This is a genomic window from Pelagicoccus enzymogenes (genome assembly GCF_014803405.1).
Lineage (GTDB): Bacteria > Verrucomicrobiota > Verrucomicrobiia > Opitutales > Opitutaceae > Pelagicoccus > Pelagicoccus enzymogenes.
The window spans coordinates 293,567-317,665 of the sequence record NZ_JACYFG010000007.1 but is presented as its reverse complement, the minus strand read 5'-3'; the positions used below and the strand labels follow the sequence as shown (position 1 = coordinate 317,665).

General features: G+C 57.4%; 17 protein-coding genes. 12 read left to right on the top strand and 5 right to left on the bottom strand.

What is annotated here, in order from left to right; all coding sequences use genetic code 11:
* The first annotated feature begins 1 nt into the window (after window position 1).
* The 3 genes from IEN85_RS07305 (at window position 2) to IEN85_RS07295 (ending at window position 4,583) form a co-directional block, all read left to right on the top strand.
* Window positions 2-529 carry a GNAT family N-acetyltransferase gene (locus tag IEN85_RS07305; protein WP_191616428.1) on the top strand — a complete coding sequence of 176 codons (528 nt, stop codon included), beginning with the start codon at window positions 2-4 and terminating at the stop codon, window positions 527-529.
* A 90-nt stretch (window positions 530-619) separates the two neighbouring features.
* Window positions 620-2,473, top strand: a complete 1,854-nt coding sequence (locus tag IEN85_RS07300) for a DNA topoisomerase IV subunit B (protein WP_191616427.1) — start codon at window positions 620-622, stop codon at window positions 2,471-2,473.
* 70 nt (window positions 2,474-2,543) lie between these two features.
* Entirely contained in the window at window positions 2,544-4,583 is a 2,040-nt protein-coding gene (locus IEN85_RS07295; protein WP_191616426.1) for a DNA gyrase/topoisomerase IV subunit A, read from the top strand.
* A gap of 180 nt (window positions 4,584-4,763) precedes the next feature.
* Here IEN85_RS07295 and IEN85_RS07290 read toward each other — a convergent pair whose 3' ends face one another.
* A complete protein-coding gene (locus tag IEN85_RS07290; RefSeq protein WP_191616425.1) occupies window positions 4,764-5,621 on the bottom strand; it encodes an HDOD domain-containing protein in 858 nt (285 codons plus the stop codon).
* A gap of 331 nt (window positions 5,622-5,952) precedes the next feature.
* Here IEN85_RS07290 and IEN85_RS07285 point away from each other — a divergent pair, with 331 nt between their 5' ends.
* Complete coding sequence (locus IEN85_RS07285) at window positions 5,953-6,192, top strand: hypothetical protein (protein ID WP_191616424.1); 240 nt, start codon at window positions 5,953-5,955, stop codon at window positions 6,190-6,192.
* 239 nt (window positions 6,193-6,431) lie between these two features.
* Here the strand turns inward: IEN85_RS07285 and IEN85_RS07280 are convergent, their stop codons facing one another.
* On the bottom strand, window positions 6,432-7,172 hold the full coding sequence (locus tag IEN85_RS07280) for a M48 family metallopeptidase (protein WP_191616423.1): 741 nt from the start codon (window positions 7,170-7,172) through the stop codon (window positions 6,432-6,434).
* A gap of 68 nt (window positions 7,173-7,240) precedes the next feature.
* On the opposite strand from IEN85_RS07280, the gene IEN85_RS07275 reads away from it, so the two are divergent.
* Window positions 7,241-7,762 (top strand): FKBP-type peptidyl-prolyl cis-trans isomerase, encoded by a 522-nt coding sequence (locus IEN85_RS07275; RefSeq protein ID WP_191616422.1) that lies wholly within the window; start codon window positions 7,241-7,243, stop codon window positions 7,760-7,762.
* A gap of 111 nt (window positions 7,763-7,873) precedes the next feature.
* Here IEN85_RS07275 and IEN85_RS07270 read toward each other — a convergent pair whose 3' ends face one another.
* Window positions 7,874-8,485: an FKBP-type peptidyl-prolyl cis-trans isomerase gene (locus tag IEN85_RS07270; RefSeq protein ID WP_191616421.1), complete on the bottom strand. Its 612-nt coding sequence runs from the start codon at window positions 8,483-8,485 to the stop codon at window positions 7,874-7,876.
* A gap of 103 nt (window positions 8,486-8,588) precedes the next feature.
* On the opposite strand from IEN85_RS07270, the gene IEN85_RS07265 reads away from it, so the two are divergent.
* From IEN85_RS07265 to IEN85_RS07255, 3 genes are all read left to right on the top strand, one after another.
* Window positions 8,589-10,229, top strand: coding sequence for an NAD+ synthase (locus tag IEN85_RS07265; protein ID WP_191616420.1), 1,641 nt, complete (start codon window positions 8,589-8,591; stop codon window positions 10,227-10,229).
* A gap of 36 nt (window positions 10,230-10,265) precedes the next feature.
* Complete coding sequence (hemL, locus tag IEN85_RS07260; RefSeq protein ID WP_191616419.1) at window positions 10,266-11,543, top strand: glutamate-1-semialdehyde 2,1-aminomutase; 1,278 nt, start codon at window positions 10,266-10,268, stop codon at window positions 11,541-11,543.
* Between the two features lie 197 nt (window positions 11,544-11,740).
* On the top strand, window positions 11,741-13,126 hold the full coding sequence (locus tag IEN85_RS07255) for a Gfo/Idh/MocA family protein (RefSeq protein ID WP_191616418.1): 1,386 nt from the start codon (window positions 11,741-11,743) through the stop codon (window positions 13,124-13,126).
* 11 nt (window positions 13,127-13,137) lie between these two features.
* Here the strand turns inward: IEN85_RS07255 and IEN85_RS07250 are convergent, their stop codons facing one another.
* Window positions 13,138-16,464: a ligand-binding sensor domain-containing protein gene (locus IEN85_RS07250; protein ID WP_191616417.1), complete on the bottom strand. Its 3,327-nt coding sequence runs from the start codon at window positions 16,462-16,464 to the stop codon at window positions 13,138-13,140.
* Window positions 16,465-16,619: 155 nt separating this feature from the next.
* Complete coding sequence (gene tatC / locus IEN85_RS07245) at window positions 16,620-17,453, bottom strand: twin-arginine translocase subunit TatC (protein WP_191616416.1); 834 nt, start codon at window positions 17,451-17,453, stop codon at window positions 16,620-16,622.
* A 213-nt stretch (window positions 17,454-17,666) separates the two neighbouring features.
* On the opposite strand from tatC, the gene ppdK reads away from it, so the two are divergent.
* The 4 genes from ppdK to IEN85_RS07225 all read left to right on the top strand — a co-directional run bounded on the left by ppdK (window position 17,667) and on the right by IEN85_RS07225 (window position 24,099).
* Window positions 17,667-20,486: a pyruvate, phosphate dikinase gene (gene ppdK, locus IEN85_RS07240; RefSeq protein ID WP_191616415.1), complete on the top strand. Its 2,820-nt coding sequence runs from the start codon at window positions 17,667-17,669 to the stop codon at window positions 20,484-20,486.
* 172 nt (window positions 20,487-20,658) lie between these two features.
* Entirely contained in the window at window positions 20,659-21,939 is a 1,281-nt protein-coding gene (gene hflX, locus IEN85_RS07235; protein ID WP_191616414.1) for a GTPase HflX, read from the top strand.
* Between the two features lie 66 nt (window positions 21,940-22,005).
* Complete coding sequence (locus IEN85_RS07230; RefSeq protein WP_191616413.1) at window positions 22,006-23,391, top strand: alkaline phosphatase PhoX; 1,386 nt, start codon at window positions 22,006-22,008, stop codon at window positions 23,389-23,391.
* Between the two features lie 12 nt (window positions 23,392-23,403).
* Window positions 23,404-24,099, top strand: coding sequence for a hypothetical protein (locus tag IEN85_RS07225; protein WP_191616412.1), 696 nt, complete (start codon window positions 23,404-23,406; stop codon window positions 24,097-24,099).

Sequence of the window (24,099 nt, the reverse complement as noted above, 5' to 3'; positions counted from 1 at the left end):
TATGTTCGATATCGAATTCAAGAAACTCTCGAGCAGCGACCTGGAGAAGGTCTACGAAATCGACCGTTCCGAAAGCGTCGACACCATGTATCGCACTGCTGGCGACGAGCTCGAAGCCTATGACGATTCGATCGAAATTTCCACCGACCCAGCCATTTGGAAAAAGCTCTTGGTGTGGTGGAGAAGCGAACTAAAGGAGGGAGCCGAAGCATTTGGAGCCTTCGATGGCGAGACACTGACAGGCATCGCCATCATCAAGCACGGCATTCGCGAGGGCGTGGACCAGATCATCGCCATGTACGTTAGCGCCGAATACCGGCTCAGCGGAATTGCCCGCTCCCTTTACTTCGAACTGGAGGATTCCGCCAAGGCCGCCGGCGCCAAGCAACTCTTCGTCTGCACCGAGCCGACCGGCTCCGCAGTCGGCTTCTACCTTAGCCAAGGATTCCAATTCGACGCCGGATCCGCCTGTTCGATCGATCAGAACGAAGAGAGCGAGATCCCCATGGTGAAGCGCCTGAAGCGCTAGAAACCCCTGCGGACGCCTCGGAGGATTCCCCGAAAAAATCTCCGAATTCTCGCTTGAACTTGCGGGACCCTCCCGTTCCTATCTGCCGCGATGGCAGAATCGAACTACACCGAGTCGAGCATCAAGTCCCTTAGCCCCCGCGAACACATCCGCCTGAGACCAGGCATGTATATCGGCAAGCTCGGAGACGGCTCCTCTCCTGACGACGGCATTTACGTACTGATCAAAGAGATCATCGACAACTCGATCGACGAGCACACTTCCGGACACGGCAAGCGTATCGACATCACCATACAAGACGACGTCGTCACAGTCCGCGACTACGGCCGCGGCATCCCACTCGGCAAAGTCGTCGACTGCGTTTCCGAAATCAACACCGGCGCCAAGTACGACAGCGAGACCTTCCAGAAGTCGGTCGGCCTCAACGGAGTCGGTACCAAAGCCGTCAACTTCCTGTCCCAGACCTTTACCGCCGCCGCCTTCCGCGACGGCAAGACGAAGCGAGCCACCTTCGAGCTCGGGGAACTGGTCGAGGAAAGCCGCAAAGTCAAAACGGATGAAAAGGACGGCACCTACGTCGAGTTCGTTCCCGACGGAACCGTCTTCAAGAATTTCAAGTATCGCCTCGAATACGTCGAGGCCATGCTCTGGAACTACGCCTACCTCAACACCGGCCTCACTCTCAGCCTCAACGGCGAGACCTTCAAGTCCGAGAACGGCCTCAAGGACCTGCTCCAGGACAACCTCTCCGGCGACATTCTCTACCCCATCATCCACCTTAAGGGTGAGGACATCGAAGTGGCCATCACCCACGGCACCCACTATGGCGAAGAGTATTTCTCCTTCGTAAACGGCCAGCACACGACCATGGGCGGCACCCACCAGGCCGCCTTCCGCGAGGCCATCGTCAAAACGGTTCGCGAGTTCTTCAACAAGAACTACGATCCGGCCGACATCCGCACCTCAATCGTATCCGCCATTTCCATACGCGTCCAAGAGCCTGTCTTCGAGTCACAAACCAAGACCAAGCTCGGCTCGCAAAACGTCGCCCCCAAAGGCCAGTCCATCCGCAACTTCGTCAATACCTTCATCAAGAAGGAGCTCGACGACCACCTGCACCGCTACCCGGAAACCGCTAAGGCGATCCAGCAAAAGATCGTCGCCTCCGAAAAGGAGCGCAAGGAGCTCTCCGGCATCCGCAAGCTGGCCCGCGAAAAGGCCAAAAAGGTAAACCTGCACAACAAGAAGCTCCGCGACTGCCGCGCCCACTTCAACACCAAGCACAAGCAAGCCGAGGAAGCCACTCTCTTCATCGTGGAGGGCGACTCCGCGGGCGGCTCCATCACCAAGACCCGGGACGTCAACACCCAGGCCGTCTTCTCCCTCAAGGGCAAGCCGCTCAACGCCTTCGGCCTGAGCAAGAAGATCGTCTACCAAAACGACGAGTTCAACTGCCTGCAGTCCGCCCTCGATATCGAGGACGGACTCGATACCTTGCGCTACAACAAGGTCGTCATCGCCACCGACGCCGACGTGGACGGCATGCACATCCGCATGCTGCTGCTCACCTTCTTCCTGCAGTTTTTTCCCGACCTCATTCGCCAAGGGCACCTCTACATCTTGCAAACGCCGCTTTTCCGCGTTCGCAACAAGAAGAAAACGGTGTACTGCTACAACGAACAAGAGAAGGACCGGGCCCTGCAAAACCTCGGCAAAGCTGCGGAAATCACCCGATTTAAGGGACTCGGGGAAGCTTCTCCCGACGAGTTCGCGACCTTTATCGGACCGGACATGAAACTCGATCCCGTAACCATGGCGCACCTCCACAACATCGACGACCTGCTCACCTTCTACATGGGCAAGAACACCCCGCAACGCCAAGAGTTCATCATCGATAACCTCCACGTTGAGAAGGACGTCATCGAGACGGCCGAAGCGAGCTAGATTCAGGTAGGAGCGACCTTGGTCGCGAATCCACAGCCCAATCACCTACCACCACCCTCCTTTCCAAAGAATGTCCGACGACACCCAAGACCAACTAGACTTCGACAACGAACCAGAGGACGAATCCACCGAGATAGTCTCCGCCGAAACAGAGGAGAAGTCCGGCAATACCAAGGCTCCACTCGCCACTTCCTATCAGAACTGGTTCCTTGAATACGCCTCCTACGTCATTCTCGATCGTGCCGTACCCGCCCTCCTCGACGGACTCAAACCGGTGCAACGCCGTATCATGCACTCCCTCAAGGAGCTCGACGACGGCCGCTACAACAAAGTGGCCAACGTCGTCGGCCACTCCATGCGCTACCATCCGCACGGAGACGCCTCCATCTACTCCGCCATGGTGGGCATGGGCCAGCGCAACCTGCTCATCGACACCCAGGGTAACTGGGGCAACACCCTTACCGGGGACGGAGCGGCGGCCGCTCGTTACATCGAAGCTCGCCTCTCGCCCTTCGCCCGCGAAGTCGTCTTCAATCCCAAGACCACCGTGTGGCAACTCTCCTACGATGGCCGCAACAAGGAACCGACCAATCTTCCTGTTAAGTTCCCGCTACTCCTTTCCGAGGGAGCCGAAGGCATCGCCGTAGGCCTCGCCTGTAAAATACTTCCCCACAACTTCAACGAAATCATCGATGCAGCGATCGCCTACCTGAACAAGGAAGAGTTCGAGCTGTATCCAGATTTCGAAACCGGAGGAACCGCAGACTTCTCCAACTACAACGACGGACTCCGCGGTGGGCGCGTCTTGGTACGCGCCGTCTTCGAAAAGCTTTCCAAGTACCAGCTAGCCATTCGCGAGATTCCCTATGGTTGCACAACTGGCTCGCTAATCGATTCGATCATTTCCGCCAATTCCAAGGGAAAGATTAAGATCAAGAAGATCGAGGACAACACCTCTGACAAAGCTGAGATCATCATCACCCTGCCGCCAGGCACCGAGGCCGACGACGCGATCGACGCGCTCTACCTTTTCACGGACTGCCAAGTATCTATCGCTCCCAACGCCTGTATCATCCAGGATGATACACCGCAATTCATCGGCGTCAGCGAGATTCTCCGCCGCAGCGCCGAGAACGTCAAGGGCCTGCTCAAACGAGAGCTTGAGATCAAGCTAGCTGAGCTCGAGGAGAAGTGGCACTTCGACTCCCTCGAACGCATCTTCATCGAGGAGCGTATCTACCGTCGCATCGAAGAATGCGAGACTTGGGACGCCGTCATTTCGGAGATCCATAAGGGACTCGATCCATTCAAGTCCCAGCTCAAACGCGAAGTCACAGACGAGGATGTCACCCGCCTCACCGAGATCCGCATCAAGCGCATCTCCAAGTTCAACTCCTTCAAGGCAAACGAGGAGATCAAAAAGACCGAGAAGGAGATGCGAGCGACCAAGCGAAACTTGAAGTCGCTGACCAAGTTCGCCACCGCCTACTTCGAGGGGCTCAAGGAAAAGTATGGCAAGGGTCGCGAGCGCCGCACCCGTATCGACAATTTCGAGACGATCAAGGCAGCCGAAGTCGCGCTTCCCACCCAAAAGCTCTACGTCAACCGCGAAGACGGCTTCATCGGCTTCTCCCTCAAGAAGGACGAATTCCTATGCGAGGCCTCCCAGTTCGACGAGCTCATCGCCTTTTGCTCGGACGGAACCTTCCGCGTCTCCCGAGCCGCCGACAAGGTTTTCATGGGCAAGGACATCATACACGTCGACCTCTGGAAGAAAGGCGACGAGGAGACCATCTACGACATGGTCTACCGCGACGGCCCACGCGGGGCCTCGTACGTGAAGCGCTTCATCGTCAATGCAGTGACTCGCGACAAGGAATACGACCTGACCAAAGGGACCAAGGGCTCGAAAGTGCACTACTTCAAAGCCAATCCAGACGGCAAGACCAAGCCTATCAAGGTGCGGCTCACCCCGACCTGCAGCGCTCGCGTGAAGGAGTTCGACTTCGATCTCGGCGAGCTCATGGTGAAGGGCCGCGGCAGCAAGGGCAACGTGCTCACCAAGTACGCCGTCAAAAACATCCGCACCTTCTTCAGCACCGAGCTGTAGCTCGCGTATTGCAATGCTCTAGCCCGCGACCGCTTTACAGTACCCGCATTTTCCTTGCAGGGCTGTCGCTTGCGACACGCCGCGTCGCCACAGTTCCTGCATCACGGTGCGGCGCAAGCATCGACCTTACAGGCCCCAGCTTGGAGGTCACGAGCTAATGCTACCTGCGACCGTTTCCCCCTACTCTCCCATCGCCTTGAGAAGCAGCTTCAACTTTTCCGAGGAGGCGCCGGTAGCCGACTTCATTTGACCGCGGCTGATTCCCGCTGCCTCCAAGCTTTCCTCCTCCTCGCTCCAATAGCTGCTCTCGCCAGGCAAGGGCTTACCGATTTTTTCGGCCATCAAACCCGCCAAATTCAGCATGTAGGCGTAACGATTCGCATCCGGAGCCAAGTCAGGCTGGTAGTGGTAACGTATGCCAACCAACAAACGTTCGGGGAATCCCCATGACTCCATGACTCGTTCCACCATCTGCGAATTGGTAGCCCCAAAAACATCCTGCTCCCACATGAGCAGAGGAAGTCCAGCGTCGTGATCGTAAATAGGAGGCTTGGCATGGCTCTTGGCGCAGTGGTCAATCACGAGCTTGCCAAGGGACTTGAGCAGCCCCGCAGTGTAAGCGTCCGACCTATCCTCGCCATTTGCCGCAGCTAGCTGCTCCATGCACAAGCCGACCGCCAGGGCATTGTGCCAAATGGCGTCCCCAGCGACCTTGTAGGCGAGATTCCAATACTTGAAAACGCCTGCCACCGAAGCGACTCCGACAATACGATGCAGCTCCTGGAAACCGATGCGATTGATCCCTACCTCCAAGCTGTCGATCGGTTCTCCGGTATTAAAGTAAGGAGTATTGCAAAGCCGAAAAACGCGAGCCACCAGCGAAGGGTCCTTTTCCACCAGCCGGATCACATCGTTCATTTGCGTGTCCTTATCTTTCAGCATTCGGCCCAACTTAACGAAAATCTCCGGCGCTGCGGGAATCTTCAAAATGGCCGCCTTCATCTCCAGCGAGGTAATATGGTAGGTCTTGTCGATCATGCGTAGTGGTGGAAAGGACTATCCGTTAGTATCGGAATTAATCAGCCAATCGTAAGCGTGGAAGGACATTAAGTGGAACGCCCCTGGACCGGTCCTGAGGGGTATCAAACCGCCGATTCCTTGACATTCGATTAACATTTCGCCGTTCAGGAATCCAATCGAACGGGTCGACTCGTAAAAGGATTGTAAGGAAGGATCGAAAATCTGGATACAAAACGAACTTCACGCTTCTTTCACTGTCCAAGGACTTAACAAATCGATAAACATGGACGATACTGGGGGTAACGAAACCGACTGAGTTTCCCACACAACAAACGACAAGGAGGATACCATGACATTGTGCATCGACACGCAACTTACGCTGAGAGATCTAGAAACCTACATCAAGGTACAGCTAGACGACGCTCGCTATGCGCACATCAGCATGGACCCAGTTCTCGACATCATTCTGCATGCGAAAAAGCGGCTCGTCCGCGGCGACTACATGCCACGCGTCGTATCCGAATCGATGGTCAGCCTCGACGAGTACCTGATGCTGGCAACAGACTGCGAAACCGCCTGCATGATCTAGACTTTCAACGTATCGACTCAATCGATACGCCATATCAGCAAAGCAATCTATCAGCTCCGTTAGTCGGCCTTTAGCAATCAACCGGCAACGGGGCTTTTTCGTATCCAAACGGTTCAGTCGCCCCCCGTTTCATTGATGCCACTCGATGGCGAAACAGCGAGGAACACGCCAGTGATCGGGCGCATCTTCAAAAGGAACCATCACCCGCATCGTTCTCTAGGGTAAAAGGCAAGTGAGCCCTACCAGCTCAGCTCCTCCTGGTGGGCCTTGAGCCAAGCCTCGTGCCTGCGATAGCTTGGACACGCCGCTTCCACTAAAGCCCAAAACCGGGGCGAGTGGTCGAAACGCCTCATGTGCATCAGTTCGTGCACGATCACGTAGTCGCGGGTCGCTTCGCTCGCCAGAATCAGTCGCCAGTTCAAGGAAATCGTTCCGCTGGTCGAGCAGGAGCCCCAGCGCGTCTTCTGGTCGCGCACCACAACCTTTTTAACTCTTTTCTTGATCACTTCCCTCAGCTTCTCAGCGTATCGGAAGACGACTCTCGGAAACTCCTGCTTCGCCAGCTCGTGCAGATGAGCCTTCAGAGGACGAGCAAGGTCCATGCTTTCGTCGGCGATATATATTCGCTCCTTCGCAAAACACAGCACGGGGCGACCAAAATCCTTTTCGAGGCGCAGGGCCACCTGCTTGCCCCGAAACCAAATCAAGTCCCCGACTCTCAGTCCCGGCTTCAAGGTCGCTTCCTGCAGCAGCTTCAGAGCCAGCAAGCGTTGGTCTTCCAGCCACTCGCGGTTCTTGTTGGCGAACGCGAGGGCATCCCGCTCCGTACCCGTTCGTGGGACGGTCAAGACGATGTTACCTTCCTTGTCGACCTTCGCGAGGTAGCTCTTGGCGAGCGGATGGTTGCGAAAAACCACGTCCTTGCGCTTCAACGGAATCGTGGCTTCAAGAGGGAACTTGGCAGCGGCAAAAAGAGACATAGGGCTTGAGCGTGTCCAAAGACTTCGAATACGTTTTTATTTCAAAATGGAACAACCCTGAAAATCAAATGAAGATTATTTCAAAATTCACTTTCCTTGCCTCCGCGGCCACGGTCGCCCTTCTGGCCGGCTGCAGCAAGAACGACTCCCAAGTCGCCGACCTGGAAGAACGCGTCCGTTACCTCGAGTCTCAGGAGCCTACCCTCTCGCACGGTTTCCAAATCGAGGAAATCGGTAAGCTCTACCCGTCCGCAAAATCGACCGAGAGCGGACTCCACTACATCGTCGAGCAAGAAGGCGATGGCGAAACGCCCAGCAAAGGCCAAACGGTCACCGCCCACTACCACGGCACCCTGCTCAACGGCGATGTCTTCGACAGTTCAGTGGAACGCGGAAAGCCCTTCCAGTTTCCGGTCGGCATGGGCCGCGTCATCAAGGGTTGGGACGAAGCCTTCCTCGACATGAAGAAGGGCGAGAAGCGTAAGCTCATCCTGCCAGCCCAAATCGCCTACGGTCTGCGCGGCAGCCCTCCCGTCATCCCGCCCAATTCCGTCCTCGTCTTCGACGTAGAGCTCATAGATTTCAAGTAGAGCCTAGGCAGAGAGATGGGCCGGCCGCTCCGCGGGCGGCAACACAATTTCCAAACGCAAAAAGGACCGCCCACTAGGCGGTCCTTTTCATTTGAAATCTTCGGTGGCCAATTAGTGGCTGCAGCCGCAACCACCCTTGCCATGCTCATGATCGTGGGCGTGACCATGACCACCGCCGCAGCACTCGCCTTCGTCGGCAGCCGCCCGGGCAGATTCTTCGCTGCTGCATCCGCAGCCCCCGCCGCCACCGCCGCCGCAGCAACCGCCTGCGCTGTGGGCATGGCCGTGGGCGAGCTCTTCCTCGGTCGCGTCGCGCTTGCCGACCAGATCGACGGAGAAGACCAAGTCCTCTCCCGCAAGCGGATGGTTCGCGTCGAGCGTTACCTGGTCGCCTTCAACCTTGACCACGCGTACGATGGGAGCATGGCGGTCCTGCCCCGCTTGAAAGTAGTCGCCCACCTTTACCTGGTCGACTGGCAGCTGGGAAATATTGATCGTGTCGATCTGGGACTCGTCGCGGAAGCCGTAGCCCTTTTCTGGACGCACGATGACTTCCTCGCTCTTGCCTTCTTCCATCTTTAGAAGGCTCTCCTCGAGCCCTTCGATGATTTGGCCAACTCCGGAGAGGAACTCTAGAGGACGCCCTTCGGGAGACTGGTCCAAGACCTCGCCGGCCTTGTTGCGCAAGGTATAGTTGAAGCTGATGACTTGTTGTGTCGACATACTCCCCACGCAAAGTCTCCCTCCGCCGCTTGGCAACCTCTAAAAACGCCACCCCGCGCTTGCCCTTTCGCCCGCGTCTGTTCAAGTCTCTCGCCTTGCACCCATGAAGATCGGACTCGCGCAAATAAACACCACCGTTGGCGACCTCGCCGGAAATCAGAAACTTATCCTCGACGCCTACCAATCGCTCGTTTCGCAAGGAGCTGAACTCGTGGTGTTTCCCGAACTGGCCGTCTGCGGCTACCCGCCACGCGACCTCCTCTTCAAGCGCCGATTCGTGCCCGACCAGCTGGAAAGCCTACACGCCATCTCCAAGCAAATCGGGACCGCCCCCGCAGTCATCGGATTCGTCGACCCAAATCCCACGAAATCCGGACGCGACTTCTTCAACGCTGCCGCTTTCTGCTTCGACGGCGAGGTCCGGCAAACCGCGCGCAAGAGCCTGCTTCCCACTTACGACGTCTTCGACGAAGACCGCTACTTCGAACCGGCCGACCTTCCACTCGTCTTCGAATGGCAAGGCAAACGCCTCGGCATCACCATCTGCGAGGACATTTGGGGAAACACTGACGTCTCCCGCGAGCGCTACCCACATGCCCCAGTCGAGTACCTTAAAGAGCAGCAGCTCGACCTGCATCTCAATCTCTCCGCCAGCCCTTGGCACTGGGGCGGGAAAGGCGAACAAAGGGAAGGCCTCGTCTCCGGAGCCTCCAAGTCCTGCGGATGCCCCACCATCTACGTCAACGCGGTAGGCGGAAATGACGAACTTATCTTCGACGGACGGAGCATGGTTTCCGACTCCCAAGGCAACATCGTAGCCGGCCTGTCCGCTTTCGCCGCCGACCAAGCCGTCGTCGACCTCGGCGCCGCGGAGCCTCGCATCGCCAAGACCTTCCGACAAGACCTGCTCGACAACATCGAGCAAGCCCTCGTGCTCGGCCTGCGCGACTACGTTCACAAATCCGGCTTCAAAAAGGCCCTCATCGGCCTCTCCGGGGGAATCGACTCCGCCCTGGTCGCCGCCATCGCCGCCAAGGCTCTCGGACCGGAAAACGTCACCGGCGTCAGCCTCCCCTCCGCCATTTCTAGCGACCATTCCAAGAGCGACGCCAAGGAACTCGCCGAAAACCTCGGCATCGATTTCCACACCATCGCCATCGCCGACATCGTCTCCTCCGCGGAGGCAACCCTCGCCCCGCTCACCTCAGGCTACGGCCGCGACGTAACGGAAGAGAACATCCAAGCCCGTTCCCGCGGCCTACTCTTGATGGCGCTCTCCAACAAGCTCGGCGCCTTGCTGCTCACCACCGGCAACAAGTCCGAACTCGCTGTCGGCTACTGCACGCTCTACGGAGACATGTGCGGCGGACTCGCGGTGATCAGCGACCTGCCGAAGACCAAGGTATTCGAACTTTCGCGACACCTCAACCGCGACAAGCCCACCATCCCGGTCAACACCATCGAAAAGCCGCCCAGCGCGGAGCTTCGCCCCGACCAAAAGGATGAGGACAGCCTACCGCCCTACGACATCCTCGACGGCATCCTCGAAGGCTACGTGGAAAAAGGCATGTCCAGCAAGGAGCTAATCGAACAAGGCTACGACGCGGATGTAGTGAAAGACATGGTACGCAAGGTGGACCTGAACGAGTACAAGCGCAAGCAAGCCGCGCCCGGTCTCAAGCTCACCCCGCTCGCCTTCGGCGTCGGCCGCCGCATCCCCATCGTACAACGCTACGTCTCGTAAATAACCTTCATCCCCTTCTTCATCTTCCTCTTCACCATGTCTATATCATCCGACCTCTTCACCCGCGCCCAAGAACTCATCCCTGGCGGAGTCAATTCCCCCGTCCGCGCCTTCCGCTCCGTAGGCGGAGCCCCCTTCTTCACCAAGAAAGCGCACGGGGCTACCCTGACGACCGCGGACAACCAGGAACTGATCGACTTCGTCTGCACCTGGGGCCCCGCCATCCACGGCCACAACAACCCCGTCATCCGGGAAGCCATTTCCGACGCCCTCTTCAAAGGCACCAGCTTCGGCACGCCCAATCCCTACGAAGTCGAAATGGCGGAACTCATTATCAAGATGGTTCCCTCCGTAGAAAAGGTGCGTATGGTAAATTCGGGTACAGAGGCGACCATGACGGCCATCCGCCTCGCTCGCGGCTACACCCAGCGTAACAAGATCATCAAGTTCGCCGGTTGCTACCACGGCCATGTCGACAGTTTGCTGATCGCAGCCGGATCCGGAGCCCTCACCCTCGGAAAACCGGATTCCGCCGGCATCCCAGAAAGCCTTGCCCAAGAGACCATCGTGCTCCCCTTCAACGACCTCGCCAAGGTCAAGGAGGCTTTCGCCAACTACGGCGACGAGATTGCTGGCATCATCCTCGAACCCTTCCCCGCCAACGTCGGACTGATTTTCCCGCGAGAAGGCTACCTGCAAGGTTTGCGCGAACTCTGCACCAAGTACGGAAGCGTACTCATATTCGACGAGGTCATGACCGGCTTCCGCGTATCCGCCGGAGGCGTACAGCAGCACGTCGGCATCACTCCCGACATAACTACCCTCGGCAAAATCATCGGCGGCGGGCTACCGGTGGGCGCCCTAGGAGGCAAGGCGGAGATCATGGACCACCTCGCTCCGCTCGGTCCGGTCTACCAAGCGGGAACCCTCAGCGGGAATCCCCTCGCCATGGCCGCCGGCATCGCCTCGCTAAAGCTCCTGCTCGAAGGCGACGCCTATGCGACCCTCGACAAGATGGGCCAGCAAATCGCTTCCGCGATCAAGGCGACCGCCAAGGAAATCGGGCTGCCGCTCACCGTGCCGCAGGTCGGATCGATGTTCTGTGTCTACTTCAGCGAAAACACCGTTACCAACTTGGACGATGCCGTCGCAACCGACACCGAACGCTTCAACAAGTACTTCCACCGCTGCCTCGAAAAGGGAGTTTACCTGCCTCCTTCCAAATACGAGGCGAACTTCATTTCCACGGCCCACCAACAAGGCGCGATCGATCAGGCTACGGATATATTGACCGAAACCCTCAAGGAACTGTAGTCCGTTCCTCGTGCCGCCACTTGGACAGAACCTAGATTGATAGCACCCTTCTTTTGTATGAGGGCTGCCTCGACTCTATCGTGTTGAATCACGACTCCGGTCGCGCTAACAGAACTACAGAACCGTGAATGGGCTACTGCCCTCCGGCTCTTCCCCCTGTTCAGCCTCCGGGCCAACCCCTAACCCTAGGAAAAATCGTGGATCAATCTGGAATCAATCGCCGCAGCTTCGTCAAAGGAGCTACCTCAGCCGCTGGCCTCTTCGCTCTTCCCCGCTTCTCAATTGCGAAAAGCAAGAGCTCAGCTAACGGAAAACTGAATATCGCCTTCGTCGGGGTCGGCGGAAAAGGAGCATCGTCCATCGTGCCGCTGCGCGACGAAAATCTGGTCGCCTTCTGCGACGTGGATATGGGCAACGTGGAAGCCTCCTTCACCCACAAATGGACTCCGCCCATCTTCAAGGAGGTTGTTGACGAAGCCAACGAAATGGGGGCGAAGTGGTATTCGGACTACCGCAAGATGTTCGAGGAAATGGCCGACAAGATCGACGGCGTCGTGATCTCCACGCCCGACCACATGCACTACCCGATCGCCCGTAGCGCCTTGAATCTTGGCATCCATGTCTACTGCGAAAAGCCCCTAGTGCACACGGTGCAGGAGGCGCGCTGGATCGACGAAGCCGCCCGCAAGTCGGGACTCGTCACGCAGATGGGCAATCAAGGGCATTCCAATGCGGGCCAGAGACTCGCCCGCGAATGGCTACAGGCAGGAGTCCTCGGCGAAGTCAAAGAGGTAATCTCCTGGACCAACCGCCCGATTTGGCCGCAAGGCATCTCCGAGCCGGACCATTCCAAGATGATCCCCGTAAAACCTTCTACCCTCAATTGGGACGTCTGGCAAGGAGTGGCCCCCCGCCGCGCCTACGATCCCTCTATCTGCCCCTTCAACTGGCGCGGCATGTGGGACTACGGATGCGGCGCCGTAGGCGACATGGCTTGCCACATCATGGACGTCGCCTACTGGGGACTCGACCTCGGCATGCCCTCCAGCGTGGAAGCCATCACTACCAGCTTCAACGACTACAGCGCTCCTTCCTCCGCCGTGGTCACCTTCGAATTTCCACAGCGCGGAAAACTCGCTCCCGTCACCTACAAATGGTTCGAGGGCGGCTTGATACCTCCCATACCGAAGGGACTTGAAGCCTCCGTTTACGATGACAAAAGTGGCGGCACGATCATCATCGGATCGGAAGCCTATCTGTATTCAGATACTTATGGCAAGAACGTGCAGATCCTGCCAGATGCCAAGTTCGCGGAGCTCAAGTCAAGCCTGCCGCCTCGCACCATCCCGCGCGTAAAAGGCTCCCACCAAAAGAACTGGACAGACGGAATCCGCGGCGAACTGGTTCCGTGCTCGAATTTTGAATACGCATCCGGCCTGACAGAAATGGCTCTTCTCGGCAACGTGGCCATGCGAGCTCAACGCCGTATCGAATACGATGCCAAAGCCATGAAGATCACGAACGTGCCCGAAGCGAACCAGTACCTCAGCAAGGAGTACCCAGACGGCTGGATACTGAGCTAGGCTTCCATCCTCTAATCCTCAGCCTCTACGATCAGATCCTTGACAGGCACTCGCAAGAATACGCGAGTGCCTTTTCCTTCTTCGGACTCCAGCTTGATTTCACCACCGATCAAGTCCACCACTCGCTTGACCATTGCCAAGCCCAGCCCCGTCCCGCGGAAGAGCCGCTTTTGCGTCCCTCGAATCTTTCGGAAAAGCGTGAACACCTCGGCCAACTTGTTCTCCGGAATTCCGATCCCCGTATCCGAAACCTCGAAGAAAAGGGCCTGATCTTCCAGTCCGTAGCGGATCTCGACGACCCCCTCGTCCGTGAACTTGGCCGCATTGTCCAGCAGGTTCTTCAAGATTTGACCCACCCTGACTGGGTCCAAGGCTACCAATACCTTGGCCTTCGACTTCCCTTGGAAAGAGAGCTTGGCCTCAATCCCTTTTTTCTCGGCGAGCTGTAGTTCCTTGGCCAGATAGGCATGCCACTTCTGGAAGAAAGCATGGATATCGGTCGCTTCAGAACGCAATTCGCCGGGCGAGGTTTCGAGGATGGAAAGCTCGATGATGTCGTCGATGAGACGCGTCAACGTCTCGCCGTTTTGCTCTACGATACTCAAGTACTCCTTCTCCTCCTCTTCGTCGACATCGCTCGTGCGCAGGATGTTCACGAAGCCCATGATGGCGTTCATCGGGGTGCGAATCTCATGCGAGATATTTTCCAAGAAAGCCGTTTTCAAACGATCCGCCTCCTCCGCTCGCTCCTTGGCGACGACCAGTTCAGAAGTACGTTGCTCGACCAGTTCCTCCAAATTCTCCCGATGGTCAAGCAGCTCCATATTCTGGTCTTCCATCTGGGCTTTTTGCAACTCGAGTTCGCGGAGGGCGCGTTGCAAATCCCGCGTCTTCTCGTCAATCGAGACCTGCAGCAATGCCCGTTGGCGAGCAAGCCCCGCTGTTCGCAGCCTGAGAATGTACACGAACGCTAAAATCAATATCGCAACTACTCCCGCAAGGAACCAGTCCGTTTGCCAAAAAAACGGCAAGACCGTCACCGCAAGCGATACTCCCTCATCGTTCCGAATTCCATCGCTATTGCTTGCTCTCACTCGAAACACATATTTGCCCGGAACGATATTCGTATAAGAACAATCACTACGAGACCCATTGCGTACCCACTGTTCATCGAACCCCTCCAGACGGTATTCGTAGGAAACTCGACCGTCGCTAATGTAGTCCAAGGCGGCGAATCGAAAACCAAACGAGCTCACTCCCGCAGGAAACACGACTTCCTCACTAACCAAGGGAGAGGCCTTCAGAATCGCTCCTTGCTTGGTCTTCGGGTATACCGGCTCCCCATTTACATTGACTCCAGTGACCAGGACTTTGGGTGGAACAAGGTTCAGCTCTATGGACTCTGGCTTGAATCGGACGATTCCCTTTTCGCATCCCATCAGGAGGAATCCCTCATTGTCCAATATCGCTGCCCGCTCCGTGAACTCGTTGGACAAGAGACCGTCGCCTTTGAAAAAGGCCCTGAAGTTCTCCCCTTGGGCATCGAAGCGAGCCAGTCCCCCAGAGGTACCTACCCAAATTTCCCCCTCGAGCGACTCGACAACCGAACGGATCGAAACGCTGGGAAGCCCGTCTGCTCGCGTGTAGCTCTTGACGCTTTTGCGATCCTTGGAGAGCACTTTCAGGCCCTTTCTGGTGCCGATCCAAAGTTGGCCACGAGAGTCTTCACTCAAGCATACAATATGCTCGTCCAGCTCGCCCCCGAGCTCTGAATCGCCATCGGGCGGCCAGGCGACGAAAGCGTTGGCTCCCGGGAGCAAGACGCTGAGGCCTTCCGTGGTCCCTACCCATAAGCAGCCTTCAGCATCCAACAAAAAGTCCTCTCCCCAGTACCGTCCCAAGTTTTCGTAGCGACGAAAGGTCAAACGCTCTCGGTCAAAGTGGGCGATACCCACGCCATGCACATTGAGCCATAGGTTTTCTTCTCCATCGGGCAGGATCCCTCGAACGTCGATCCCAGGGATCCAGTCCGCGCGCGACTCGTCTGGCCGGTAGCGGATAAAAGAAGACGCTCCCGCCTCCAGAACGCTGAGTCCCCCGCGATTGCTGCCGATCCACATACGCCCGTCGCTCGTCTCCGCAATATCCCAGACCGTGCCTCTTCCTAAAGCGCCCGGGCTTTCCAAGTGGGCATCGAAGTACAGACTCTCACCCTTCTCGAAATCCAAGCGGTCGAGGCTCTCGTTGTGGTAGCCAACCCAAAGCCGCGATCGAGAGTCCTGGTACAAAGCGGTCACCTTTTGCTTGGAGAGCGACAACTCTCCTGCATCCGACGAATCGATGCTGCGAAACGCTTTGGTGTTCCTTACAATGCTCAAGCCACCTCTCGAAGTTCCAACCCAAAGGTTTCCCTGCCTGTCGTAGAGCATCGAATACACAGTGCCCGTCGGAATCGACTTCGGATCGTAACGGCTCCACTGATACGATCTCACAAATTCCCCCTCTCGCGAATACACGCTCAAACCAGCGGTCGTTCCCACCAGCACATAGCCACGCTCGTCGACCAATATCGTCCCCACCCGATCCGCATCCAAATTGTTCGATGGCAATTGCCTGTAGTCACCGGTTTCCGTATCCAATAACCAAACACCGTAACGCGTAGTGCCTGCCCATAGCGTACGCCCGTCATCGCCTAGGGCCAAAGCGGTGAAGTAGGTGTTAACCTCGTCCTCCAATATCGCGCTGGCATCGAAATCCCGCAGCAACTCGAACTCTCCCGAGTACTGCCGGATACCGAAGCGCCCGCCCACAAAAACACTTCCTGCGTCCGACACGAACGAGCAGCGAGCCCAATCCTCCTCCCCGCTACTGAGCTCCCTGAAACGTCCCGTGTCATCCAATTCGAGCAGCGCCCCATTCTGGTTCAAAATGTGAAGCCGACCGTCGCCTCGCTCGATGAAGAGAGCGACGCTGTAAAGGAAGCCATCCACCTCATGTTCGACAAAACGTTCCTGGCTGTAGTCATAGTGGATGACGCCACCTTCCATCCCCACCCATAGCCGCCCCCGAGAGTCCTCGAAGAAGCGATTCACCGCATTCTGTGGAATCCGGAAAGGCTCCTCCACATCCGATCGAAATTCAAGGAACCTCTCACCGTCGTAGCGGTAGATGCCTTCTCTCGTCCCGATCCAAACAAAACCGAAGGAATCTTGGTGCAGGGCAACCACCGCAATGCTGCCAAAGCCTTCGCTTTCCTCAAACCAATCGAAACGCAAGCCCTCCGGAGCCACCCGCCGCGCCTCGGCCCGTCCCTCCAGAATAGCGAGGACGCCGCCCAATAGGGTGCAGCAGGCTGGGAGAACGATTCTCCCTGCGACCCTTAACAGCCCTGCAAAAACACTCAACTGCACCCCGACAGTCTAGTGCCTTACGTGTTCGCGTCAATCGCCCGCGTACGGGTTCCAACCCACTTTCCGCGTCGCTGGCTCGCGGCCTAGTCGTCGTACTCCTCTTCCTCTTCCTGTTTCGCCCGCTTGCGCAGCAGCACTCCAGCTACAATCAAAGAGAGCTCGTAGAGAGCAATCATCGGCAAGGCCATCATGATCTGTGTGACAGGGTCCGGAGGAGTAAGCACCGCAGCCAGAATGAAGAAAATGATGATGAGGACACGGCGCAAGGAACGCAGCTTTTCGAGCGTAACGATATCCAGATAAACCAGCACGACCGCGATCAACGGGAATTGGAAGGAGACCCCCATCCCAAGCACGATCCAGGTGATGAACCCGAAATAGCTGTCCGGCGACCAAATGATCTGGAAGCCCATCATCTCGTTGAAGGCCATCGTCACCTGTATCGCTTTCGGGAGCAGTCCGAAGAACGCGAAAGCAGCGCCCGTTATGAACAGGAAGAAAGCGCTAGCCGTACCTGGCAGCAGCAGCTTCTTCTCCTTCTTGGTCAGCGCCGGAGCCAAGAACCTGCCGACATAGTACAAGAACACCGGCGACGCCACCGTCACGCCAATGAGCAAACCGATGTGTAACATGGCGGTGAATACGCCTGTCGGATTGCGAGTCGCCAAGCCAGCGAAGGTCTTCTGCTGCTCCAGCGTGTAGTTTTCGTACAGCGGATACATCAAGATGTCCTTGAAGTGCTGGATGAAGACAACCGTGACCACGAACGCGATGAAGAAGACAGCAAGCGGCTTGATCAGCGTCCAACGCAGCTCTTCGACATGGTCGAGAAATCCCATCTTCTTGGGGTCGTCCGCCCAATCGAAGTCTTCTTCGTCGGCTTCTTCTTCTGTTTCCTTGGGAACGATATCGCTCATTGCAGTCGCTTGAAAGCGGACCTTAATGCGCAAGTGATTCGCTGCGGGCAATCGCAAATCGCGTCGACTTGCCCTTCGCGCGAGCGTGCGCCTAAGCCGCATTCCCGTTGACACCCGCAGCAGCATCACTATGAGGAACCCCTTTTCGAAACTGGGAAGAGGCACTTACGCGTCTTTCACTCAACCACATCGCATAACCCAAGCTATCGAAGTATGGCATCCAAAACCACAGCGAAACGCGCAACCGCAGCTAAAAAGGCTGCACGCAAGCCCGCAAAAAAGGCAGCTAAGAAGGCTCCCCGTAAAGCAGCGGCAAAGAAGAACGTAAAGTACGTTTACTCGTTCGGTCAGCAGACCGACGGCGACGCTACTATGAGAAACCTCCTCGGCGGTAAGGGTGCGAACCTCGCCGAGATGGCCAACATCGGCCTCCCAGTTCCTCCAGGCTTCACCATCACCACCGAAGTCTGTACTTACTACTACGACAACGGACGCACTTACCCCGCTTCCCTCCAAGCCGAGATGGAAGACGCCGTCGCCAAGATGGAAAAGCAGATGGGCACCAAGTTCGGCGCCACCGACGGCATGCCGCTTCTCGTAGCGGTACGCTCCGGCGCTCGCGACTCCATGCCAGGCATGATGGACACCATCCTCAACCTCGGCCTCAACGACGAGTCCGTCGAAGCGCTCACCAAGGCGACTGACAATCCACGCTTCGCATGGGACTGCTACCGCCGCTTCATCCAGATGTACGGAGACGTGGTTCTCGGCGTACAAGCTGGACCGAACGAAGACGTAGAGCCTTTCGAAGCTGTCATCCACGCCTTCAAGCACGAAGTGTACGGCAAGGACGTCATCGACTCCTCCCTCACCGCCGAAGACCAGCAGGAACTCGTCAAGCGCTTCAAGCAGCTCGTCAAGGACCGCACCGGCAAGGGCTTCCCGAACGATCCTTGGGATCAGCTCCGCGGAGCAGCCGGCGCTGTATTCGGTTCTTGGATGAACGACCGCGCTATCGTTTACCGCCAGAAGTACGGCATCCCTGCCGAGTGGGGTACAGCCGTTAACGTTCAGGCCATGGTATTCGGCAACACCGGCGAAACCTCCGGTTCCGGCGTTGCCTTCACCCGTAACCCTGCCAACGGCGAAAACGAATTCTACGGCGAATTCCTCGTCAACGCTCAGGGTGAGGACGTGGTCGCTGGCGTTCGTACTCCAGAGCCTGTCGCCAAGCTCGAGGAAGTCATGCCGAAATCCTACAAGGAGCTGCTCAAGGTTCGCAAGAAGCTCGAGAAGCACTTCAAGGACGTGCAGGACGTCGAGTTCACCATCCAGGAAGGCAAGCTCTACATGCTGCAGACTCGTAACGGCAAGCGCACCGCCGCCGCCGCGCTCAAGTTCTCCATCGACATGGTTAAGGAGCGCCTCATCAACTGGGAAACTGCGGTTCTCCGCAACCCAGCTGACCAGCTCGACCAACTGCTCGCCCCGATCTTCGATGCAGCCGACGTCAAGAAGGCCAAGCTCCTCGCTACCGGTCTCCCAGCAGGTCCAGGCGCCGCTTCCGGCAAGATCTACTTCAACGCTGAGCGCGCGGTTGACGCGGAAGCTCGCGGCGAAAAGGTCCTCCTCACTCGCGTTGAAACCTCTCCTGAAGACCTCCGCGGAATGATCGCGGCGGAAGGTATCCTCACCGCTCGCGGTGGCGTATCTTCCCACGCAGCTCTCGTTGCTCGCCAAATGGGTAAGGTTTGTGTGTGTGGCGCTGGCGAACTCCAGATCGACTACGACAAGAAGACCCTCACTGTTGGTAAGAACGTCTTCAAGGAAGGCGACTTCCTCTCCATCGACGGAACCACCGGCCAAGTATTCGCTGGCGAGATCAAGGCTGCTCCTTCCGAAATCATCGACGGTCTCATCAACGGCAAGAAGGCTGCCCAGAAGACTGAGAAGTACCAGAGCTACATCAAGCTCATGGAGTGGTGCTCGAAGGCGACTCGCCTCCAAGTCCGCACCAACGCCGACACGCCAGAGCAAACCAAGAACGCGATCGCGTTCGGCGCCTCCGGTATCGGTCTGACTCGTACAGAGCACATGTTCTTCGAAGGCGACCGCATCGACGCCATGCGCGAAATGATCCTCGCCGACTCCCTCGAAGGACGCCAGAAGGCTCTCAAGAAGCTCCTTCCTTACCAGCGCAAGGACTTCGCGGGCATCTTCAAGGCGCTCAAGGGCCTCCCAGCAACCATCCGTTTGCTCGATCCTCCACTCCACGAGTTCCTTCCTCACACCAAGGAACAGCAGATGGACCTCGCTCGCACCCTTGGCATCAAGGTCGAGAAGATCATGCAGCGCGTCGCCGACCTCCACGAGTTCAACCCAATGCTTGGTTTCCGTGGTTGCCGTCTCGCGATCAGCTACCCAGAAATCGCAGAGATGCAGGCCCGCGCGATCTTCGAAGCGGCTGCTCAGTGCGAGAAGAAGGGCATCAAGGCCACCCCGGAAGTCATGATCCCGCTCGTCGGCTTCAAGAAGGAGCTCGATATCCAAACCGAGATCGTTCACCGCGTCGCCAAGGAAGTCCAAGAGAAGAAGGGCGTGAAGCTCTCTTACACAGTTGGTACTATGATCGAAGTTCCACGTGGCGCTCTCACAGCTGACGAAATCGCTCAGACTGCAGAGTTCTTCTCCTTCGGAACCAACGACCTCACTCAGACCTGCCTCGGCATGTCCCGTGACGACACTGGTTCCTTCCTCGGAAAGTACCAGGAAGTTGAGATCCTCAAGGCCAACCCATTCGCGTCCATCGACCAAACTGGCGTCGGCCAGCTCGTCGAGACTGCGATCGAAAAGGGCCGCAAGACTCGCCCAGGCATCAAGCTCGGCATCTGCGGCGAGCACGGTGGCGACCCAGCATCCGTCAAGTTCTGCCACAACGCTGGCCTGACTTACGTATCCTGCTCGCCATTCCGCGTACCTGTCGCACGCCTCGCCGCCGCGCAAGCAGCGATCCTCGAGAAGCGCGCCAAGTAAGTGATCAACGTATCCGATAATTAGTTACACAGCCCTGCTTCCGACACCCGGAGGCAGGGCTTTTCATTTTCCTTGTAGGAGCGAGCTTGCTCGCGAAAATCCACGCAAAATCGCGAGCAAGCTCGCTCCTATCGCCCGGGCCATAACACCCGCGCCCCGGAACCCAGACAGAATGTTCGATCTCGAAGATAACAGAAAAAAAGTACAACGCGCCCTGCTCGTCGGCATCCAAGATTCCAAGATGAGCAGCGAAGACGCGGAGCGCCTGCTCGACGAGCTGCAAGAGCTCACCGCCAACCTCGACATCCCCACCGTCGATCGCGTCGTGGTGAAGCTGCGCAAGGCCCATCCCGCCTTCCTACTCGGCACTGGCAAAGTGCAGGAACTCATCGCCCACGCCAAGGAACTCGAGGCCGACGTCATCATATTCGATGACGAACTGACCCCCGCTCAGCAGCGCAACTGGGAGGCGGAGTCCAAGATCACCGTCATCGACCGCCAGGAGATCATCATCGATATCTTCTCCGAACGAGCCCACACCAAGGAAGCCGCCCTCCAGGTTGCGCTCGCCCGCATGGAGTACTCCCTCCCTCGCCTGCGCCGCGCCTGGACTCACCTTTCCCGCCAACGAGGCGGCGGCACCGGAGCCCGCGGCCAAGGCGAAACCCAGCTCGAAGCCGACTCCCGCATGGTTCGCGACCGCATCGCCGTGACCAAGAAGGAACTCAAAGAAGTGATCCAGCACCGCCACGTGCAGCGAGCCAAGCGCCTGCGCAAGCCCGTTCCGACCGTAGCCATCGTCGGATACACCAATGCCGGAAAGTCTTCGCTTCTTAACACCATGACCGACTCCGACGTGTTGGCTGAGGACAAGCTTTTCGCCACCCTCGATCCCACCACCCGTCGCCTCGAACTCGACAACAGCCAGCATGTGCTCGTCACCGACACGGTCGGCTTCGTACGTCGCCTTCCGCACCGTCTAGTGGAAGCCTTCAAGGCAACCCTCGAAGAAGCAGTTGTAGCGGATTTGCTGATACACGTGGTCGACGTTACCAATCCGGACGCCGAGAAGCACTTCGAGACCACCATGGAAGTCCTCAAGGAGATCGAAGCCGACAAGAATCCCATGCTGGTGGTTTTCAATAAAATCGACGCGCTGGAAGACCAAAGCGACAGGGAACGCTTCCTCTTTACCCACAAGGACGCCCTCTACATCAGCGCCAACACCGGCGAAGGCGTGTCCGAACTGAAGGCTGCCATCGCCCACCATTTAAACGCCAAGTACAAGTCGACCCAACTGCTTATCCCTCACGAACGCTACGACGTCATATCAAAGCTTCACACTAGCGGCGGAATTCGCGAACAGACTACAGATGACGACGGCGTCCACATCGAGGGCATCTTTCCACCAGCCCTATCTGGGCTCATCGCGCCTTTTGTTTTGAAGCGTTAACAATTGTCGTCAAAACGTAGCATTACAAAAATCGACTCCCAAGATACCCCAACATAGACAGGCCCCATGTCATCCCGAACAACACGTAGAGACTTCATCAAGGACACTGCCCTCGCGGTCGGTTTCATCGGACTACAAGCCTACATGGCCGGCTGCTCCAAGTCGCCAAGCATTGGCTACGGCCCTCTCCTAGAGGATCCCAACGGCCTGCTTAGGCTTCCCAAGGGGTTCAGCTACAAGACATTCTCCAAGACCGGAGAACGGATGGACGACGGACTCTTCGTTCCCGGCGCTCACGACGGCATGGCCGCCTTTCCGCTGGACGCAGATCGTGTGATCCTTGTCCGCAATCACGAGATGGGGCCGGGCGATCCCGAAAGAGGCCCTTTCAAAGGCGATCCCGGGCTCCTCAAGCAGTACCGAGAAAAGCACTACGACGCTGCCAAAGATACGGGTAACAGCAGCGGCGGCACCTCCACGCTCATCTACAACGTAAAGACTCAGACCCTCGAGCAACACTCCCTCAGCTTGCTAGGGACCATGCGCAACTGCTCCGGAGGTCCCACTCCATGGGGCAGCTGGATCACCTGCGAGGAGACGAACATCCTAGCGGGCGGCGACTTCGAGAAGGACCACGGCTATTGCTTCGAGGTACCGGCGAGCGAGCAGATGGGCCTCGCGCTTCCTGTTCCCATCAAGGGCATGGGTCGCTTCAACCACGAGGCAGTAGCAGTCGATCCTAAGTCAGGCATCGTCTACCTCACGGAAGACCGGGGCGATGGCCTGATCTACCGCTACATTCCAAACGAGCCGGGCAAGCTGATAAACGGAGGAAAACTGCAAGCCCTAGCAGTGCTCGACCAACCTTCGCGCGACACCCGCAATTGGCCCAAGGAGCAACAACCGGAGTTTCCGATCGGAACACCCGTATCCACTACTTGGATCGATATGGTCGACGTAGAGGCCCCCAAGGACGACCTGCGCCACCGCGGATTCATCACGGGGGCCGCACGCTTCGCCAGAGGGGAAGGCATGTTCTACGGAAACGGCTCCATTTACTTCGCCTGCACCAACGGCGGACCGCAAGAGTTCGGGCAAATCTTCAAGTACACGCCAAGCCAGCACGAAGGCACCGACCTCGAGGCAAACGCTCCCGGCCAACTCGAGCTTTTCGTCGAGTCACACGACAGCCAACTGATGCAGGCGTGCGACAACCTCACCGTCGCTCCTTGGGGCGACGTCGTCATCGTGGAGGACGACAACGAATCGAGCGCCATCGTGGGCATCACTGCGAAAGGCGAGCTCTACCATATCGGTCACGTGGCAATCAAAAGCGAACTAGCTGGCGCCTGCTTCTCGCCAGACGGAAGCACCCTTTTCGTTAATATCCAGAAGCGCCCCGGCCAAACCCTTGCCATAACCGGACCATGGAATAGAAAGATTCCATCCTGATTCCCTTAACCTATGTCCTCGCCCCTTAGCTCCCACTCCGCGGAACCTCCCAAGAAAAGCATTTTCGGCAAACCTGTCCTGATTGGCTGTATCGGACTAGTAGCCATCTTCACCTTGCTCCTCGCAGGCGGAGCCTACTGGCTCTTCACCTCGGGGAAAAAGGTGATAACGGACGAAATTCGCAAGGAAGTCATCGCTGAGATCGAGAGGTCCGGGCTTTCGGGCGAGCAACAAGCCGCCCTCAAGGCTGAGATAGATCGCCTGACGGAGGAGTTCCAGCAAGGCGAGATCTCCATCCAAGAGCTGATCGAGATTATCGAGGGGCTCGAACAGAGCCCGGCGATGAGCGTCGTTCGCTACTACCAAATCGAAGGTGACCCCCTGGACCGAAGCTCCATCTCCCAGGAGCAAAAGGATGCAGCCATGCTGACCATACGGCGCTTCATCTACGGCGTATTCGAAGAGAAAATACCAGAATCGGCGATCGGAGAGTTGATGGATCCTTTCATCATCGACCGAGGAACCGACGAAAACTACCAGGACCTCCAGTTCCGCTCGAACATTTCCGACGAGGAGATCTTCGCGGCTCTCGCCAAGGCCAAGCAATACGCCGACAAAGCAGACATTCCCGAAACCGACCTCTCGCCGGACATCGCCCGAGAAATTCGCGAGATAATCGACCGCATCCTCGAGAAGCGGAAACGCTGA